16 protein-coding genes are annotated in these 17,077 nt (G+C 74.1%); 11 read left to right on the top strand and 5 right to left on the bottom strand.

The window, feature by feature from the left end; genetic code table 11:
* Positions 1 to 24 precede the first annotated feature (24 nt).
* Complete coding sequence (locus BCL65_RS11175) at positions 25 to 741, top strand: hypothetical protein (protein WP_106268031.1); 717 nt, start codon at positions 25 to 27, stop codon at positions 739 to 741.
* Here BCL65_RS11175 and BCL65_RS11170 read toward each other — a convergent pair.
* Complete coding sequence (locus BCL65_RS11170; protein ID WP_106268029.1) at positions 654 to 1,130, bottom strand: hypothetical protein; 477 nt, start codon at positions 1,128 to 1,130, stop codon at positions 654 to 656. The two genes, BCL65_RS11175 and BCL65_RS11170, sit on opposite strands and share 88 nt — an antisense overlap.
* Before the next feature lie 97 nt (positions 1,131 to 1,227).
* Between BCL65_RS11170 and miaA the strand changes: the two genes are divergently transcribed.
* Both miaA and dapF read left to right on the top strand, forming a co-directional pair.
* Entirely contained in the window at positions 1,228 to 2,220 is a 993-nt protein-coding gene (miaA, locus tag BCL65_RS11165) for a tRNA (adenosine(37)-N6)-dimethylallyltransferase MiaA (protein WP_106268027.1), read from the top strand.
* The gene (gene dapF, locus BCL65_RS11160; protein ID WP_106268025.1) at positions 2,217 to 3,149 is read left to right on the top strand and encodes a diaminopimelate epimerase; all 933 of its coding nucleotides are present in this window, start codon (positions 2,217 to 2,219) and stop codon (positions 3,147 to 3,149) included. The genes miaA and dapF overlap by 4 nt, the downstream gene beginning before the upstream one ends.
* 21 nt (positions 3,150 to 3,170) lie before the next feature.
* On the opposite strand, the gene BCL65_RS11155 is transcribed toward dapF, so the two are convergent.
* Positions 3,171 to 3,785 (bottom strand): class I SAM-dependent methyltransferase, encoded by a 615-nt coding sequence (locus BCL65_RS11155; RefSeq protein ID WP_106268023.1) that lies wholly within the window; start codon positions 3,783 to 3,785, stop codon positions 3,171 to 3,173.
* Positions 3,786 to 3,857: 72 nt separating this feature from the next.
* Between BCL65_RS11155 and hflX the strand changes: the two genes are divergently transcribed.
* From hflX to BCL65_RS11140, 3 genes are all read left to right on the top strand, one after another.
* Positions 3,858 to 5,402: a GTPase HflX gene (hflX, locus tag BCL65_RS11150; RefSeq protein ID WP_106268021.1), complete on the top strand. Its 1,545-nt coding sequence runs from the start codon at positions 3,858 to 3,860 to the stop codon at positions 5,400 to 5,402.
* A gap of 91 nt (positions 5,403 to 5,493) precedes the next feature.
* Entirely contained in the window at positions 5,494 to 7,545 is a 2,052-nt protein-coding gene (locus tag BCL65_RS11145) for an ATP-dependent DNA helicase (protein ID WP_106268019.1), read from the top strand.
* Positions 7,546 to 7,577: 32 nt separating this feature from the next.
* On the top strand, positions 7,578 to 8,537 hold the full coding sequence (locus BCL65_RS11140; RefSeq protein ID WP_106268017.1) for an L-lactate dehydrogenase: 960 nt from the start codon (positions 7,578 to 7,580) through the stop codon (positions 8,535 to 8,537).
* A 53-nt stretch (positions 8,538 to 8,590) separates the two neighbouring features.
* Here the strand turns inward: BCL65_RS11140 and lexA are convergent, their stop codons facing one another.
* On the bottom strand, positions 8,591 to 9,361 hold the full coding sequence (lexA, locus tag BCL65_RS11135; protein ID WP_106268015.1) for a transcriptional repressor LexA: 771 nt from the start codon (positions 9,359 to 9,361) through the stop codon (positions 8,591 to 8,593).
* 232 nt (positions 9,362 to 9,593) lie between these two features.
* Between lexA and BCL65_RS18000 the strand changes: the two genes are divergently transcribed.
* From BCL65_RS18000 to BCL65_RS11120, 3 genes are all read left to right on the top strand, one after another.
* Positions 9,594 to 9,971 (top strand): LysM peptidoglycan-binding domain-containing protein, encoded by a 378-nt coding sequence (locus BCL65_RS18000; RefSeq protein ID WP_106268013.1) that lies wholly within the window; start codon positions 9,594 to 9,596, stop codon positions 9,969 to 9,971.
* Between the two features lie 90 nt (positions 9,972 to 10,061).
* The gene (gene nrdR, locus BCL65_RS11125; RefSeq protein ID WP_106268011.1) at positions 10,062 to 10,577 is read left to right on the top strand and encodes a transcriptional regulator NrdR; all 516 of its coding nucleotides are present in this window, start codon (positions 10,062 to 10,064) and stop codon (positions 10,575 to 10,577) included.
* A 48-nt stretch (positions 10,578 to 10,625) separates the two neighbouring features.
* Complete coding sequence (locus BCL65_RS11120) at positions 10,626 to 10,808, top strand: DUF5302 domain-containing protein (RefSeq protein WP_106268009.1); 183 nt, start codon at positions 10,626 to 10,628, stop codon at positions 10,806 to 10,808.
* Between the two features lie 77 nt (positions 10,809 to 10,885).
* On the opposite strand, the gene serA is transcribed toward BCL65_RS11120, so the two are convergent.
* A complete protein-coding gene (gene serA / locus BCL65_RS11115) occupies positions 10,886 to 12,124 on the bottom strand; it encodes a phosphoglycerate dehydrogenase (protein WP_106268007.1) in 1,239 nt (412 codons plus the stop codon).
* 42 nt (positions 12,125 to 12,166) lie between these two features.
* Positions 12,167 to 14,428: a HelD family protein gene (locus BCL65_RS11110; protein ID WP_106268005.1), complete on the bottom strand. Its 2,262-nt coding sequence runs from the start codon at positions 14,426 to 14,428 to the stop codon at positions 12,167 to 12,169.
* A gap of 143 nt (positions 14,429 to 14,571) precedes the next feature.
* On the opposite strand from BCL65_RS11110, the gene BCL65_RS11105 reads away from it, so the two are divergent.
* Positions 14,572 to 15,915, top strand: a complete 1,344-nt coding sequence (locus BCL65_RS11105; RefSeq protein WP_106268003.1) for a PP2C family protein-serine/threonine phosphatase — start codon at positions 14,572 to 14,574, stop codon at positions 15,913 to 15,915.
* Positions 15,912 to 17,075, top strand: a complete 1,164-nt coding sequence (locus tag BCL65_RS11100) for a sensor histidine kinase (RefSeq protein ID WP_106268289.1) — start codon at positions 15,912 to 15,914, stop codon at positions 17,073 to 17,075. Before BCL65_RS11105 ends, BCL65_RS11100 begins: the two co-directional genes overlap by 4 nt.
* Positions 17,076 to 17,077 lie beyond the last annotated feature (2 nt).

Below are 17,077 nucleotides of genomic sequence, written 5' to 3'. Positions count from 1 at the left end.
TACACGGCCCGGTACCGTGGGACGGTGCCCGTCCACGCCGTGGTCCTGCCTGCCACCGTCCTCCTCGTGCCAGGGGCGGGCGGTGTCGCCCGCCCGCTCGAGCCGTTGCGCCGTGCGGTGCTCGACGAGCTCTCGCAGGTGACCGGGCCGACCGGCGCGTCCCCGGTGCGATGGGGCGTGCTCGCGCCGGCCGCCCGCACCGCCGTCGGGCGACGCCGGCCGTCGCTCGCGGGCGCCGGGATCAGCGACCGCTGGCTCGGCGGCCTCGACGGATGGCCGGCGCACGACGCGGCGGGACCAGGGACGACGCCGGCCGCGGTCCCGGCATCGGTGGCACAGCTCGTGCTCGCCGACGCCGTGGGCCCCGATGCCGCGGCCGACGCGCTCGTCGTCGAGCTGGCCGAGGACGGTGACGACGCGCTGCTGGCCGCCATGGCGGACGAGCTCGGTGACTGCGACGCGCTGCTGGTGGCGGGGGGCGACCCAGGCACCGCCAGGGCGTCGACCTGCACCCCGGGCGTGACCGCGGTCCTGGAGCTGCTCGCCGCACGCGGCGGCTGGACGTCGGCGACGCGGTCCGTCGTCGTGACCGCACCCCACCTGCCCGACCGCTACGACGTGGTGACCTGGAGCGGGCGACCGGCCCCGACGGATCAGACCGCGGCCGCGGCGAACCAGCCGACTCCCGCCAGCAGCAGCCAGAAGCGCACCGTGCGCCCCACGAGGACGGTCGGGACGTAGACGGCCAGGGGCACGCGCAGCGACCCGGCGACGACGGCGATGATCATCAGCGGCGGGAAGCCCAGGCACGCGGAGGCGAGCAAGACCGCCGCAGTGAGGACCGGACGGCCGGTGACGCGGTCGCGCCATCGCTCGAAACCGCGGCGCCACTTGTCCTGAGCCAGCTTGCGCTGCAGCCGCGGGGACTCCATCGACCGCGCGGCCGCGAGGTACCAGGCCACCTTCGCCACCGTCTGGCCGACGCCCGCCGCCAGCGCGAGGCCGGCCAGGAGCAGGGGGGAGCCCGCGGCGTCGGTGGCAGCGGCCACCCCGCCGAGGTACACCTCGACGCTGACCACGGGGACCAGGCCCGACAGCAGGCTCACGGCGAAGGTGGTCAGCAGCAGCACCCGCGGAGCCTACCCGGCGCGGTCCTGGCCCGGCGGGGGCCGGACACCGGAGGCCGGACACCGGGGGCCGGACACCGGGGGCCGATACCGTGGGGCCGTGATCGTCGCCGTCGTAGGACCCACCGCCACCGGCAAGTCGGACCTCGCCCTGGACCTCGCGCAGGTGCTGTCGGAGGCGACCGGTGCCGGCGCGCCCGCCGAGATCGTGAACGCCGACGCCTTCCAGCTCTACCGCGGGATGGACATCGGCACGGCGAAGGTGCCCGTCGCCGAGCGGCGGGGGATCGTCCACCACCAGATCGACGTCCTCGGACCCGACGAGGACGCCTCGGTGGCGCGTTACCAGGAGGCGGCCCGGGCCGACCTCGACGCGATCGACGCGCGTCGCGCACGCGCTGTCGTCGTGGGCGGGTCGGGACTCTACGTGCGAGCGCTGCTGGACCACATGGACTTCCCCGGCACGGACGCCGAGGTGCGGGCACGGCTGGAGCAGCGTGCCGAGACGGAGGGCGGGCGTGCGCTGCACGCCGAGCTCGCGCGCCTCGACCCGGCGGCCGCCGAGTCCATCGGTCCCGCGAACACCCGGCGCGTCGTCCGCGCGCTGGAGGTCATCGAGATCACCGGCCGGCCGTACACCGCCAACCTGCCCCGACAGGAGTACGTCCGGCCGGCCGTGCAGATCGGCCTCGACTGCGACCGCGAGACGCTGGACGCCCGGGTGGCCGGCCGCGTGGACCGCATGTGGGACGCCGGGCTCGTCGAGGAGGTGCGGCGCCTCGCCGCACCAGCCCAGGGCGGCACGGGCCCGGGCCTCGGGGCCACGGCCGCCCGCGCTGTCGGTTACGCCGAGGTGCTGCGCTGGTTCGCCGGGGAGTGGACCGAGGACGAGGCGCGTGCCGCCGTCGTGGCCAACACCCGCCGCCTCGCCCGCAAGCAGATGGGCTGGTTCGGGCGCGACCCCCGCGTGCGGTGGCTCGACGCCGGCTCACCGACCCTGCGCGACGACGCGCTCGCCGTCGTGCGCGCCGCCGACGCGGGCGAGCTGCCCGCACCGGGCGAGGGGCCCGTACGCCGTAGTCTGGGCTCATGACCTTGCGCTTCACCAAGGGCCACGGGACGCACAACGACTTCGTCCTGGTCGCCGACACGCGGGGAGACCTGGACCTGACGCCCCAGCAGGTGCAGCACCTGGCCGACCGCCGCGGGGGCATCGGCGGCGACGGGGTCGTCCGCCTCGCCCCGACGGCCGCCGTCGCCCGTGCGGGCGAACCCGCAGCCGACGCCGTCCTGGCCGAGGAGCCGGAGGCGATCTGGTTCATGGACTACCGCAACTCCGACGGCACGGTGGCCGAGATGTGCGGCAACGGCGTGCGGGTCTTCGCCGCGTTCGCCGAGAACCTCGGGCTCGTCGACCTCTCGGACGGCGGTGAGCTCGCCCTCGGCACGCGGGGCGGCGTCAAGCGCGTCCGCAAGGAGCCCAACGGCTGGTACGCGGTCGACATGGGCCCGTGGTCCTTCCCCGGCGGTCCGGAGGCCGTGGCGGCCGGAGCCGACGCGGCGGTCATGACGGCCGGCTGGGACGCCCCGCGCCCCGCGCTCAGCGTCGACCTCGGCAACCCGCACACCGTCGTCGCGCTGTCCCGGCCTGCCGAGCTCGACGCCCTGGACCTCACCCGCACCCCTGCCGTCGACCCGCCGCCGCCGCACGGGACCAACGTCGAGCTCGTCGTGCCGCTGGGCGAGGAGACGACGCCCGACGGCGCGACCGTCGGCCGGGTACGCATGCGCGTGCACGAGCGCGGCGTGGGGGAGACGCAGTCGTGCGGGACCGGAGCCTGCGCCGCGGCGCTCGCGGTCCGGGCCTGGGCGGCGGCCGGTGCCGCGGAACCGGACCTGGTGCCGACGACCTGGTTCGTCGAGGTGCCGGGCGGCGAGCTGCGCGTACGGCTTCTCGACGGGGGGCACGTGGAGCTGGCCGGACCGGCCGAGCTCGTCTTCAGCGGCGACGTCGAGCTGTAGTGCCGGCGGCGGCGCCGGACCTCAGCGGGTCGTGTGCAGGACGCGGAACCCCTTGGACGAGGTCGCGCGCTGCGTCGGCAGGCCGAGGTCGGCCTGGATCCAGCGGGCCAGGGAGTCCGAGCCGAGGTTCTTCTGGACGACCATCCACCCGCCCCCCGGGGCACCGCCGGGCGCCAACCGCGGCAGCCACCGCCGCAGCATGTCGTGCAGCGCCTGCTTGCCGACCCGGATCGGCGGGTTCGACCAGAGCGCGGCGAACGTGACGTCGTCGGGCACCTCGTCCGGGGTGACGGCGTGCACCTGCCGGGCGACACCGAGCCGGTCCGCGTTGCGGCGCACCAGGTCGAGCGCGCGGAGGTTGACGTCGACGGCCCAGACCGTCGCGCCCGGCGCCCGCCGCGCCATGGTCAGGGCGATCGGGCCCCAGCCGCAGCCGAGGTCCAGGAGGTCGCCGGCGGGCGGTGCGGGCACCTCGTCGAGCAGCACCCGGGTGCCCTTGTCGAGGCCGCCGGGGGAGAAGATGCCCGCCGCGACCTCGACCTGGGCGGAGACGCCCGCGAGGTCGACGGCGACGAGCCGTCGTTCGGCGTCGGAGGCCGGCTCGGCCGTGAAGTAGTGGTCGCTCACGGTGGCCATGGTAGAGCCGTGCGTAATTCCCTTCGGACGGGACGAATCCGCGTGGGATCCTTGTTGTATCCGACGTACCCCATGGAGAGGACCACCTTGACCCACATCCCGACCGATCCCGAGCAGACACCCGCAGCCACCGAGCCGAGCGCGTCCCGTGACGCGCAGTCGATCGCGAACGACGTCGTCGCGCGGGTGCTGGCGCGGGCCGGGACCGCACGGGCCGAGGGCACGACGGTCCACTCCGCCCACGACGGCGAGCAGCTCGACCTGGTCGAGCGGGCCGCGCTGCGTCGCGTGGCCGGGCTCTCGACCGAGCTCGACGACGTCACCGAGGTCGAGTACCGCCAGCTGAGGCTCGAGAAGGTGGTGCTGGTCGGGATCTTCCCCGGCGGGGAGGCCGCGGCGCGCGAGGCCGACGTCTCGCTGCGCGAGCTCGCGGCGCTGGCGGAGACGGCCGGGTCGCAGGTGCTCGACGGCTTGCTGCAGAAGCGCGCCAAGCCCGACCCCGGCACCTTCCTCGGCTCCGGCAAGGCGGCCGAGCTGGCCGAGATCGTCGCGGCGTCCGGTGCGGACACCGTGGTGGTCGACACCGAGCTGGCCCCCTCCCAGCGACGTGGCCTGGAGGACATCGTCAAGGTCAAGGTGGTCGACCGGACCGCCCTGATCCTCGACATCTTCGCCCAGCACGCCAAGTCACGGGAGGGCAAGGCGCAGGTGGAGCTCGCCCAGCTGGAGTACCTCCTGCCGCGCCTGCGCGGCTGGGGCGAGTCGATGTCCCGCCAGGCCGGTGGCCAGGTGGGTGGTGCCGGCGCCGGCATGGGCTCGCGCGGCCCCGGTGAGACCAAGATCGAGCTCGACCGCCGCCGCATCCGCAACCGCATGGCCAAGCTCCGTCGCGAGATCGCGGCGATGGCACCGGCACGGGAGACCAAGCGGCACGACCGCAAGCGGCACGCCATCCCCAACGTGGCGATCGCCGGCTACACGAACGCCGGCAAGTCGTCGCTGCTCAACGCGCTCACCGGTGCGGGCGTGCTCGTCGAGAACGCGCTGTTCGCCACCCTCGACCCGACGGTGCGCCGATCGCGGACGGAGGACGGCCGCGTCTTCACCTACGCCGACACCGTCGGGTTCGTGCGGCACCTGCCGCACCAGCTCGTCGAGGCCTTCCGGTCCACCCTCGAGGAGGTGGGGGACGCGGCGCTGCTGCTGCACGTCGTCGACGCCTCCCACCCGGACCCCGAGGGGCAGATCGACGCCGTCCGCGAGGTGCTCGCCGAGATCCCCGGCATGGACGACGTGCCGGAGGTCGTGGTGCTGAACAAGGCCGACGTGGCCGATCCCACGGTCGTCGGACGCGTGCAGCGCCGGGAACGTCGCACGGCGGTCGTCTCGGCGCACTCGGGCGAGGGCATCGCCGAGCTGCGCGCGCTCATCGCCGACGCGCTGCCACGGCCTGCCGTCGAGATCGACATCGTCGTGCCGTACTCGCGCGGCGACCTGGTCCACCGGGTCCACGAGAACGGCGAGCTCGTCGGTGAGGAACACCTCCCGGACGGCACGCGACTGAGGGGCCGCGTCGACGCGGCGCTCGCCGCGGAGCTGGAGGACGTGGCGCTCTGAACCACGCCGCACCGCCCCGGGCCCACGTCCCCGCCCCGCGGGGCTGTGGACCCGGCGGCAGCGGCGTGCCGTGCGCCCGTAGGATCGTCCGGTGAACTCGTCCGCCGCGTCTGCCGACGCTCCCGAGAACCCGCCCGAGGTCACCGAGCTGCTCGACCTCGCCGTGGCGGCCCTGGGCGGGTCGCGACGCGAGGGTCAGGACCGGATGGCCGCAGCGGTGACGGGTGCCGTGGAGTCGGGTCGGCACCTCCTCGTCCAGGCCGGTACCGGCACCGGCAAGTCCCTCGGCTACCTGGTGCCCGCGGTGCGGCACGCGGTCACGGCCGGCGAGCGGGTGGTCGTGTCCACGGCCACGCTCGCGCTGCAGCGGCAGGTGATCACGCGTGACCTGCCCCTGGTGGCCGATGCCGTCGCGCCGCGCCTGCCGCGGCCGCCCCGCGTGGCGCTGCTCAAGGGCTGGCACAACTACCTCTGCCGACACAAGGTCACCGGCGGGTACCCGGTCGACGGTGCGACGCTGTTCGACCTCCCGGCCGACCCTGGCCCCGGCGAGGGGTCGTCCGCCGAGCAGCACCCCGCCGCGGCGTCGCACGGCCGCTCCGACGACGGCGCACGCCTCGCCGACCACGTCCGCCGTCTGCACGCGTGGGCCCAGGAGACCGACACCGGGGACCGGGACGACCTGGTGCCCGGCGTGCCCGACCGGGCGTGGCGCCAGGTGTCGGTGACGTCCCTGGAGTGCCTGGGGCAGCGGTGCCCGCTCATCGACGAGTGCTTCGGCGAGCGGGCGCGCAACACCGCCCGCGAGGCCGACGTCGTGGTGACCAACCACGCGATGCTCGGCATCGCCGCGTCGGGCAACACCAACGTGCTGCCGGAGCACGACGTGCTCGTGGTCGACGAGGCCCACGAGCTGGTCGACCGGATCACGGCGGCCGCGACGGTGGACCTGTCCGGCGGGACCGTGGAGCACGCCGCCCGCCTCGTGCGTCAGCACGGCGGGACCCTGACGGACGACCTCGACGCCGCCGCCCGGTCGCTGGCGGAGGTGCTCGCACGGGTCCCGGCCGAGCGCTATCCGCAGGGTCTGCCCGCCGAGCTGCAGTCGACGGTCGGTGCGGTGCGCGACGCCGCACGGTCGCTGCTGAGCGACCTCAAGCCGGACAAGGGCGCCGAGCCGGACGCCGGCCTCAAGATGGCGCAGTCGGCCCTCCAGCAGCTCTTCGAGGTCGCCGAGCGCATGGCGGCGCAGGACACGAGCGACGACGTCCTGTGGTGCTCGCGACCGCCGGCCGACGTCCCGTGGGGGGACGGCGTGGGCCGGCTGCACGCCGCACCGCTCGCCGTCGCCGGCCTGATCAGCAGCCAGCTCCTCGGCGACCGGACCGGCGTCCTCACCTCGGCGACGCTCGCGCTCGGCGGGACGTTCGACCCGGTGGCCCGGTCCCTCGGGCTCGCCGCGTCGACGGGCGAGGACGACACGGTGTGGCGGGGTCTGGACGTGGGCAGCCCGTTCGACTATCGCAAGCAGGGCATCTGCTATGTCGCCAAGCATCTCCCGGCCCCTGGCCGTGAGCCGACCACCGAGGCCCAGCTCGACGAGATCGCGGGGCTGATCGAGGCGGCCGGCGGGCGGACGCTCGGGTTGTTCTCGTCCCGGCGGGCGGCCACCGCGGCCGCCGAGGCGATGCGTGAGCGGCTGGACGTCCCGGTGCTCTGCCAGGGGGACGACCAGCTGCCGACGCTGGTGCAGCAGTTCGCGCAGGACCCGGCGACGTGCCTCTTCGGCACCCTGTCGCTGTGGCAGGGCGTGGACGTCCCGGGTGACGCCTGCCGGCTCGTCATCATCGACCGGGTGCCCTTTCCCCGGCCGGACGACCCGGTGAAGGCTGCTCGCGCCCGTGCGGTGGAGCAGGCGGGCGGCAACGGGTTCATGCAGGTCGCCGCGACGCACGCCGCGCTCCTGCTGGCCCAGGGCGCGGGGCGGCTCATCCGGTCGACCTCCGACAGGGGTGTCGTGGCGGTGCTCGACCCTCGTCTCGTCACCGCGCGGTACGGCACCTTCCTGACCCGGTCGATGCCGGACTTCTGGCGCACGACCGACGCGGACCTGGTCCGTTCGGCGCTCCGGCGGCTCGCATAGCGCACCGCCGGAGTGCCGCCTACGCTGGCCGGGTGACAGCACCCCGCAGCACGACCAAGCTCGCCGTCGTCGGTGCCGGAGCGGTCGGTGCCACCCTCGCCTTCACCGCGCTCGCCCGTGGCTCCGCCCGGACGGTCGCCCTCCTGGACGTCAACCGGGCCAAGGTCGAGGCCGAGGTGCTCGACCTGCAGCACGGTGGGATGTTCGTCCCCCAGGCCGAGGTGCTCGGCTCGGACGACGTCGAGGTCTGCCGCGGCGCGGACGTCGTGGTGGTCACCGCCGGGGCCAAGCAGCGTCCGGGGCAGTCGCGCCTGGACCTTGCCGAGGCCACCATCTCGCTGACCCGCGAGATCCTTCCGGGGCTGGTCGAGGCCGCGCCGGACGCCGTGTTCCTCATGGTGACCAACCCGGTCGACGTGGTGACGTACGCGGCGCAGCAGATCTCCGGCCTGCCGCCCGAGCGTGTCTTCGGCTCGGGCACGGTACTCGACTCGTCACGACTGCGCGCTGCTCTCGCGCAGCACTGCGGGGTGGCGACGGCGAACGTGCACGCCTACATCGCCGGCGAGCACGGCGACTCGGAGATCGCGCTGTGGAGCTCGGCGCGCATCGCCGGCGTCCCGCTCCTCGACTGGGAGGCGCTGCCCGGCCGCCCGCCGCTCGACGACGACGCCCGCAGGTCGATCGCGCGCGACGTGGTCGAGTCGGCGTATCGCGTGATCGCGGGCAAGGGTGCCACGAACTACGCCGTCGGCCTCGCCGCGACCAGGATCGTGGAGGCGGTGCTGAACGACGAGCACCGCGTGATGCCCGTCTCCACCCGGATCGAGGACTTCCACGGCATCCGCGACGTGTGCCTCTCCCTGCCGACGCTGGTGGATGCCCGCGGTGCGACGACGGTCGTCGACACGCCGCTGTCCGAGCAGGAGGTGGCCGGTCTGCGGTCGTCGGCGGCGAGCGTGCGTTCCGTGCAGCAGCGCTTCGGCCTGTAGCCGCCGCGGCGACGCGGCCGCAGCAGCCCGGCGTCCTCTCGAGGCCGCCCCGACTACAGGCTGCGCAGGACCGCCACGACACGGCCGAGGACCTGTGCCTCGTCACCTGAGATCGGGTCGTAGGCCGGGTTCTGCGGCATCAACCAGGTGTGCCCGCCGGACTGCTTGAACGTCTTGACCGTGGCCTCTCCGTCCAGCATCGCGGCGACGACCTCGCCCTGCTCCGCGACGTTCTGCCGGCGCACCACGACCCAGTCGCCGTCACAGATGGCGGCATCGATCATCGAGTCCCCGGCCACCTTGAGCAGGAAGAGCTCGCCGTCGCCCACCAGCTGGCGGGGGAGCGGGAAGACGTCCTCGACGACCTGCTCGGCCAGGATCGGGCCACCGGCGGCGATGCGGCCGACCAGCGGGACGTAGGAGGGGGTCGGGGTCGCGTCCTCCGCGCCGTCCGGCATCGGCGGACGCAACGGCGCGACCGGCGCCTCGGCGGGTGAGGCCACGCTCGCGGCGGCGCCACCCGCGGCCGGGTCGACGACCTCCATGGCCCGCGGCCGGTTCGGGTCGCGGCGCAGGTACCCCTTCCGCTCGAGCGTGGTGAGCTGGTGCTTGACCGACGAGGGGCTGGCCAGGCCCACCGCCTCACCGATCTCCCGCATCGTGGGCGGGTAGCCCCGGCTCTCCACCGAGTCGCGGATCGTGTCCAGGACCCGACGCTGGCGCGGCGTCAGCCGGTCGGGGCCCGCGGAGATCTCGGAGACGGACGCGAGCGTGCCGTCGTGCGAACCGGACCCGGCGCCTTCGGTCTCGCGTGTCGTCGTCATGCGTCTCTCCCGTCAAGAACCAGACAAACCTGTCATCGCTCCCGTCAGCGTAGGCCAGATCGCCCCGGACATCAAACGTTTGTTCGAGATCTCTCGACGCGTGTCGGTGTGCCGTGGTACCAATGGGTACAGGTGTTCGACGAACAGGCGTTCTACGGACGGGCGTTCGAGCGCAGCGTCTCGCAGACGGCTGGCACCGGTCGGGGACAGGTCCGAGGGAGAGGACGACGCAATGGCATCGATCGCAGTGGTTCCGCAGGCCGACCCGGGTCCCACCGGTCCGTTCGGCCGTGGTGAGGCCGGCGTGCTGGGGCTCGGCGGCCTGCGGCTCACGGCGCGGGGTCGCCGCGTGCTCGTCGGACTCGTGGCCCTGCTCCTGGCGGTGCCGGCGGTCGCCTGGGGTGCCCTCGCCGTCGCGAACCCGCCCGACCGGGCCCAGGAGGTCCGGCTGGAGACCGTGGCTCCGGGGGAGACCTTGTGGCAGTACGCACGGACGGTGGCGGAGCCGGGGGAGGACCTGCGCGACGTCGTCGCCGCCCTGCGGGAGCTGAACGGTCTGGGCAGCGCCGAGCTCAGGGCGGGCCAGGTGCTGGTGCTGCCTCTCGAGTAGCCGCACCCGGTGTTGCACCGAGGGCTGGCTGGCGCATACTTTCGTCGGGCAGCCGGGCACGGGCCCGGCCTCGACCGCAGGAGACCCCGGATGCACTGCCCGTTCTGCCGACACGCCGACTCGCGCGTGGTGGACTCGCGTACCGCCGACGACGGATCGTCGATCCGCCGTCGCCGTCAGTGCCCGAACTGCCAGCGGCGCTTCACCACGATCGAGACCGCCAGCCTGTCCGTCGTCAAGCGCTCCGGCGCCACGGAACCGTTCAGCCGGGACAAGGTCGTCTCCGGGGTGCGCAAGGCGTGCCAGGGCCGGCCAGTGAGTGCCGACGACCTGGCCCTGCTGGCGCAGCGGGTGGAGGAGACGTTGCGCGGGTCGGGCAGCGCGGAGATCGACGCCTACGAGATCGGGCTGGCGATCCTCGGGCCGCTGCGGGAGCTCGACGAGGTGGCCTACCTGCGTTTCGCGTCGGTCTACCAGTCGTTCGACTCGCTGGACGACTTCGACGCCGCGATCACCTCGCTGCGTGCGGAACGCGCCGAGCGCGAGGCCGGCTCCGGGGCGACACCGGGTGAATCGTCGGAGTCGACGAGCCCGGGGCCCACCTGATCCGAAATCCCCTCGCGCTCGCAGGCCCGGTGGCGCATGCTGAGCCCTATGACAGACGACAAGAGGACCACCGCCCCCGGTGACGAGGCCAAGGCCCGGTTCAAGGAGGCGCTCGACAAGAAGAACGCGGCCCGCCACCGCACGTCGGACTCCGAGCGCAACACCGGGTCCGTGCACGGGTCGGAGACCTCGGGTCCCGTGCAGCCGATGTTCCGGCGCAAGTCCGGCTGAGCTGCCGCTCCGCACGACGGAGGGCCTGCACCATGCGCTGGTGCAGGCCCTCCGCCGTGCTCGGGTGCGGCGGCCGGTCAGCCGGCGGCCGGGCCGGGCGGGAACTCCGGACGTTCGAAGGCGTCGCGGATGCGCAGCCGCACCGTGGTGTCCATCGCCATGAGCTTCTTCGAGGCGCCGCGCTGGGTGACGTCGGAGATATCCGTGACGACGTACCCGAGGTCGCCTCGGGTGGCCAGCATCTGGGCCTCGATGTTGGCACCGTGGTCGGCGAAGACCTGGTTGACGGCCGCGAGCACCCCCGGCACGTTGCGGTGCAGCAGGGCGATGCGCCCCACGCCGGTGTGCTCGAGCTGCAGGTTCGGCAGGTTGACCGAGAGGGTCGTCGACGCCGTCAGGAAGTAGTCGCGCAGCTTCTTCGCGACGAAGTGGCCGATCGACTCCTGCGCCTCGAGCGTCGATCCGCCGACGTGCGGCGTGAGGATGACGTTGTCCAGCCCGCGCAACGGGGACTCGAAGTGGTCGCCGCGCTTCTTCGGCTCGGTCGGGAAGACGTCGACGGCCGCGCCGGAGAGGTGTCCGGACAGGATGTGCTCGCGCAGGGACTCGACGTCGACGACGAAGCCGCGGGAGAGGTTGAGGAAGATCGACCCCGGCTTCATCCGCGCGAACATGTCGCTGGTGAACATCCCGGCGTTGCCGGCACGCCCGTCCACGTGGATCGTCACGGCGTCGGCGACCTCGAGCAGCTCGCCCAGCGTCTCGACGCGACGCGCGTTGCCGAGCGCGAGCTTCTCGGCCGTGTCGTAGAACACCACGTTCATGCCCAGGTTCTCGGCGAGCACCGACAGCTGGGAGCCGATGTTGCCGTACCCGATGATGCCCAGGGTGCGCCCGCGGACCTCGTGGGATCCTTCGGCCGTCTTGTCCCAGACGCCGTCGTGCAGCGCCTTGTCCCGCACCGCGAGGCGACGGGTGAGGGCGATGATCTCCGCGACCGCCAGCTCCACGACGGAGCGGGTGTTGGAGAACGGGGCGTTGAACACGGCGACGCCGTGCGACGACGCCGCGTCGAGGTCGATCTGGTTCGTCCCGATGGAGAAGGTCCCGACCGCCAGCAGGCCGGGGACGGACTCCAGGACGTGGCGGGTGACCTGGGTCTTGGAGCGGATCCCGAGGATCTGGAAGTCGGCGAGCGTCTCGATCAGCTCGGCCTCGTCGAGGGCGCCGGAGCGCGTCTCGACCTCGATCCCCGCATCGCGGAGGATCTCGACGGCAGCAGGATGGACGTTCTCGAGGAGGAGGGCGCGCAGCACGGACCTATGGTGCGCCACCGCGCCCCGCCCCACAAACCCGTCTCATCCTTCGTCCACCAGGCCGTCGGGCAGGCGGCGGGCGTGCACCACGACGAGCTGCTGGGTCGGGCGGGTCATGGCCACGTACAGGTCGCCCCAGCGACCCGGTCCGGCGGCGACGTCCGCCGGCTCGACCAGCACGACGGCGTCGTACTCGAGCCCCTTGGCCTCGCGGGGCGAGGTGACCACGACCTGGGCGTCCTCGGGGCGCTGGGCGGCGAGCCGTGAGGCCTCGGCCGGCCCCAGCGCGTCGGTGAGCGCGGCGGCCACCCGCTCGCCCAGCGCCGGGACCGACTGCTGCGCGGCGATGACGGCCACCCGCCCCGACCCGTCGCGGGAGACGTGCTCGCGCGCGAGGTCGGCCGCGCGCGCGGCCGCGGCCACGACCGGGTCGTCGACCCGCTCGACGTGCAGGGCGTCAGGGAGGTCGCGGGCGGCGGTCAGGGGGGAGACCGGCAGCCCGGCCGCCGTCGCCACGCGCTGGGCGGAGTCGGCGACGGCGGCCGGCGTCCGGTAGCTGACGGTGAGCTCGCTCAGCCGCCAGCCGTCCCGCAGGACGGCGTCGAGCGCCGCGGGCCACGACGTCGCACCCGCTGCGGACGAGGTCTGGGCGACGTCGCCGACGATCGTCAGCGACCGGGACGGGACACGGCGGACGATCGCGTGCCACGCCATGGGGCTCAGCTCCTGCGCCTCGTCGACCACGACGTGGCCGTAGGTCCACGAACGGTCGGCTGCGGCGCGCTCGGCCGTGGTCAGCACGGGACCGGACTCGGCGAACCGCGCCGCGAGGGTCTCGGCGTCGACCAGCCCGCCGCCGGCCCCGGTGGACTCGAGCACGGAGCGGGCGTACTCCAGCTCGGCGGCGCGCTGCGCCTCCGCAGCGCGCGACTCGGCCCTGGCCAGGGAGTCGTCGACGCCGAGCAGCTCGGCCGCCTCGTCGAGGAGCGGGACGTCGGACTCCGTCCAGGGCGCGTCGGGCGAGCGGCGCAGCAGCTGCCGCTGCCGCGCGGTCAGCTCGGGTGCGGCCTCCGCGAGCCGGTGCGGCTTGGCCCAGAGGTCGGCGACGAGCTTCTCGGGAGTCAGCGGGAACCAGGCGAGGTTGATGGCCACCCGGACGTCCCGGTCGGCCCGCAGGTCCTCGTTCAGCACGGCGACGTCGTGGTCGGACAGCTCGGAGTCGGTCCGTGCGCGGTACTGGTCGACGAGCCGCGCCAGCATCTCGCGCACGAACGTGGCCCGCGCCTCGTTGTGCGGCTTGTGGGTCCGCCGGGCGCGGGCGATCGCGTCCCGCACGTCCCGCCGTCGGACCTCGAGGTCGACGCCGTCGACGCGCACCGGCACGTCGCGCTCGGGGATCCGCTCGCGGGCCCGGACGGCGCGGCGGATCGCCGTCCGCCACAGGAGCCGCCCCTTGATCTCGGCGACCGGGCCCTCGTCCACACCCTCGGCCCGCAGCCCCGGCAGCAGCTCGGACACGGTCGTCGAGACCACGCCGGTCTCGCCGAGCGAGGGCAGCACCTGGTCGATGTAGCGCAGGAACGCGCGGCTGGGCCCCACGAGCAGCACGCCCGAACGCTCCAGCACCCGTCGGTGCGCGTAGAGCAGGTAGGCGGCACGATGCAGCGCGACCGCCGTCTTACCGGTCCCCGGGCCGCCCTGGACGACGAGGGCGCCGCCGAGGTCGTCGCGGACGATGCGGTCCTGCTCGCCCTGGATCGTCGCGACGATGTCGGCCATCCGGCCCGTCCGTCGGGTGGCGAGCGACGCGAGCAGCGCGCCCTCCCCGGACAGCGAGGACACGTCCAGGCCGTCCGAGACGGCGTCGAGGTCGAGCACCTCGTCCTCGTAGCCGGTGACCGTCCGGCCTGCGGTGACCACGTGCCGACGACGGCGGATCCCGTCAGGGTGCACCGCCGTCGCGCGGTAGAACGCCTGTGCCGCCGGGGCCCGCCAGTCGGTGAGCAGGGTCCGGTGCTCCTCGTCGGCGAGGCCGATCCGTCCCACGTACCGCACCTCGCCGTCGTCGAGGTCCAGCCGGCCGAAGGCGAGCCGGTCCTCGACGGCATCGAGCTGCGCCGCACGGTCCGCGTACAGCGTGGCGAACGCGTCGCGCTCGCTCCGGTTCTGGGGCGAGCCGGAGGGGCCCACCCGACGGACGTCCGCCAGGCGCTCGCGCGCGACGGCGCGCAGCGTGTCGAGGCGGTCGTACAGCCGGGTCACGACCGCCTGCTCGCGCGCCAGCTCTTCGTGCCTGCCCGCCACACGTCCTCCCGATGCTCCTCGATCCGCGGCCGACCATCATTCCACGCGCGGCGGGTCGAGTGCGCCGCGCGGGGCGGCGGAGCGGCGACGCGCCGGACCGTGGGCGATGACGCCGACCGGTGCGACGGCATAGGATCACGGTCATGATCAGCGGCGACGGGGGACGCGCCGGGTCCGAGGGCGGCGCGTCGGCGGAGCCGACCGTGGTGCTGCTCGTGGAGGACGACGACGGTGACGCCCTGCTCGTGACCGAGCTGCTCGCCGACGCCGAGATCGAGATCGAGGTGCGCCGGGCGACGTCGGTGGCCCAGGCCGCCGACGAGCTCGCCCAGTCGGCGGTGGACTGCCTCATCGTGGACCTGGGTCTGCCGGACGCCGTCGGTCTCGGAGCGGTGGAACGCCTGCGCCGCTCGACCGAGCGGCACCCGGTGCCGCCCGCCCTCGTCGTGCTGACGGGCCACGCCGGGATCGACCAGGGCGTGCGCGCCGTCGCGGCGGGTGCGGACGACTACCTGGTCAAGGGCGAGACGGGTCCTGACCTGCTGGGGCGCTCGCTGCGCTACGCGCTCCAGCGCCGGCGGTCGGCGGCGCAGCAGCGGGCCCTGTACCGCAGCGAGGTGCGGGCCGCGGAGACGGCACGGCTCGAACGCGCCCTGCTGCCCAAGCCGCTCGTCGAGGACGTCGCCGTGTCCGTGATGGTCGGCTACCTGCCCGGGGGCAACGGCCTGCTCGGCGGGGACTTCTTCGACTCCGTCGAGATGGCCGACGGCACGGTGCTGTCGATGGTCGGGGACGTGGCCGGGCACGGACCGGACGAGGCCGCGCTCGGCGCGACGCTGCGCACGGCGTGGCGCACCCTCGTGCTGACGGGCACGCCGCCGGTCGACGTGCTCGGCCACCTGGAGCGCGTCCTGGTCACCGAGCGGTCCCGGCCGGAGACGTTCGTGACCCTGTGCCAGGTGGCGGTCGCGGCCGACCGCGGAGCGATCGACCTCTACCTCGCGGGGCACCCCGCACCGATGCTCCTCACCGGACCCGTCGGCGCCGTCCGCTGCGACCAGGTCGATCCGACGTCCCGCGGGCGCGCGCTCGGCATCCCGATCGACGGCGGCTGGGTCCCGCAGCGCCTGGAGGTGGACGGTCCCTTCGCCGTGCTCATGTACACCGACGGACTCGTCGAGGCCTCTGTCGCGGACCCGGTCGGCGGTCCCGCCGGTCCCGCCGGTCCCGGCGGTCCGGGGAGGCCCGGCGGTCGCGGGCCGGAACGCATCGGTGTGGACGGGTTGCACCGGCTCGTGCAGCTGGAGCTCGACGAGTCGGGGTTCGTCGGGGTCGTCGAGCGGGTCCTGCGCCGCGTGCGCGCCGTCCACGGCGGTCCGCTCGTCGACGACGCCGCCATGCTCGTGATCGGGTGGACCGGTACGAGCGAGGTCGTCGGGGAGCGATCGTCGACGCTGGCGGACTCGGCCGAGTGGGCCCGCTGGTGAGCGAGCGTCCCTCCGTCCTGACGGGCCTGCGCCGGCTGCTGCGCGGGGCCGGCGTGGTGCTGCTCCTGGTGCTGGTGGTGGCGTTCGTCGCGGTCCTCGTGTCGCTGCGGCTGCTCGCGGACGGCGCCGACGCCGAGGCGATCGAGCTCGCCCGGCGCTGGAACGAGGTCGTGCTGGTCGTCGTCGGAGTGCTGGGCGTCGTGGCCGTGGTGCTCGGCTGGATGGTCTGGCAGGCGGTGCAGCGCGGCGTGACCGCGCCGCTCGGGACCCTCGCGGCCGAGGTGCGCAAGGCCAGCGCGGGGGAGCACGACCACGAGATCCCCCGGGTCGGTGCCGGGGAGGTCGCAGCCCTCAGCCGGGACGTCGAGAACATGCGCCGCGAGCTGGTCCAGCAGGTCGCCGAGGCCCGTGAGGCGCACGCCGAGGCCGAGGACGCCCAGGACAGGCTCCAGGAGCAGGCCCGCGAGCTGGAGCGCTCGAACCGCGATCTCGAGCAGTTCGCCTACGTCGCCTCGCACGACCTGCAGGAGCCGCTGCGCAAGGTGGCCAGCTTCACCCAGCTGCTGCAGAAGCGCTACGGCGGCCAGCTGGACGACAGGGCCGACCAGTACATCGCGTTCGCCGTGGACGGTGCCCACCGCATGCAGCGCCTCATCCAGGACCTCCTGAGCTTTTCCCGGGTGGGGCGCAGCGGGGTGGCCCACGAGGACGTCGACCTGGAGTCGGTCCTGCGGCAGGTGCTGGCCGACCTCTCCCAGCGGATCGAGGACGAGGGCGCCGAGGTCACCCACGACCCGCTGCCGGTGGTGCGGGGCGAGAAGGGCCTGCTGACGATGCTCCTGCGCAACGTCGTCGGCAACGCGTTGAAGTTCCGCCACCCGGACCGCCCGCCTCGCGTACACGTCACGGCACGTCGCGGCGAGGACGGGGCGAGCTGGGAGCTCGCCTGCAGCGACAACGGGATCGGCATCGACCCGCAGTACGCGGAGCGGGTCTTCGTGATCTTCCAGCGGTTGCACCCGAAGGAGGTGTACAGCGGCACCGGCATCGGGCTGGCGCTCGTCAAGCGTGTGGTCGAGCACCACGGCGGTCGGGTCTGGATCGACCCGGACGCCACGCAGGGCACGACCATCCGGTGGACCCTCGCCGCGTCCGCTTAGGG

This window comes from Isoptericola halotolerans (genome assembly GCF_003003075.1).
Taxonomy (GTDB): domain Bacteria; phylum Actinomycetota; class Actinomycetes; order Actinomycetales; family Cellulomonadaceae; genus Isoptericola; species Isoptericola halotolerans_A.
This window is presented reverse-complemented; position numbering and strand designations above follow the sequence as displayed.

Excerpts from the sequence above, each read along its gene's own strand:
- dapF (WP_106268025.1), top strand. The coding sequence starts at position 2,217 with ATGACCTTGCGCTTCACCAAGGGCCACGGGACGCACAACGACTTCGTC.
- BCL65_RS11155 (WP_106268023.1), bottom strand. The coding sequence starts at position 3,785 with ATGGCCACCGTGAGCGACCACTACTTCACGGCCGAGCCGGCCTCCGAC.
- hflX (WP_106268021.1), top strand. The coding sequence starts at position 3,858 with ATGGAGAGGACCACCTTGACCCACATCCCGACCGATCCCGAGCAGACA.
- lexA (WP_106268015.1), bottom strand. The coding sequence starts at position 9,361 with ATGACGACGACACGCGAGACCGAAGGCGCCGGGTCCGGTTCGCACGAC.
- BCL65_RS18000 (WP_106268013.1), top strand. The coding sequence starts at position 9,594 with ATGGCATCGATCGCAGTGGTTCCGCAGGCCGACCCGGGTCCCACCGGT.
- nrdR (WP_106268011.1), top strand. The coding sequence starts at position 10,062 with ATGCACTGCCCGTTCTGCCGACACGCCGACTCGCGCGTGGTGGACTCG.
- BCL65_RS11120 (WP_106268009.1), top strand. The coding sequence starts at position 10,626 with ATGACAGACGACAAGAGGACCACCGCCCCCGGTGACGAGGCCAAGGCC.
- BCL65_RS11105 (WP_106268003.1), top strand. The coding sequence starts at position 14,572 with ATGATCAGCGGCGACGGGGGACGCGCCGGGTCCGAGGGCGGCGCGTCG.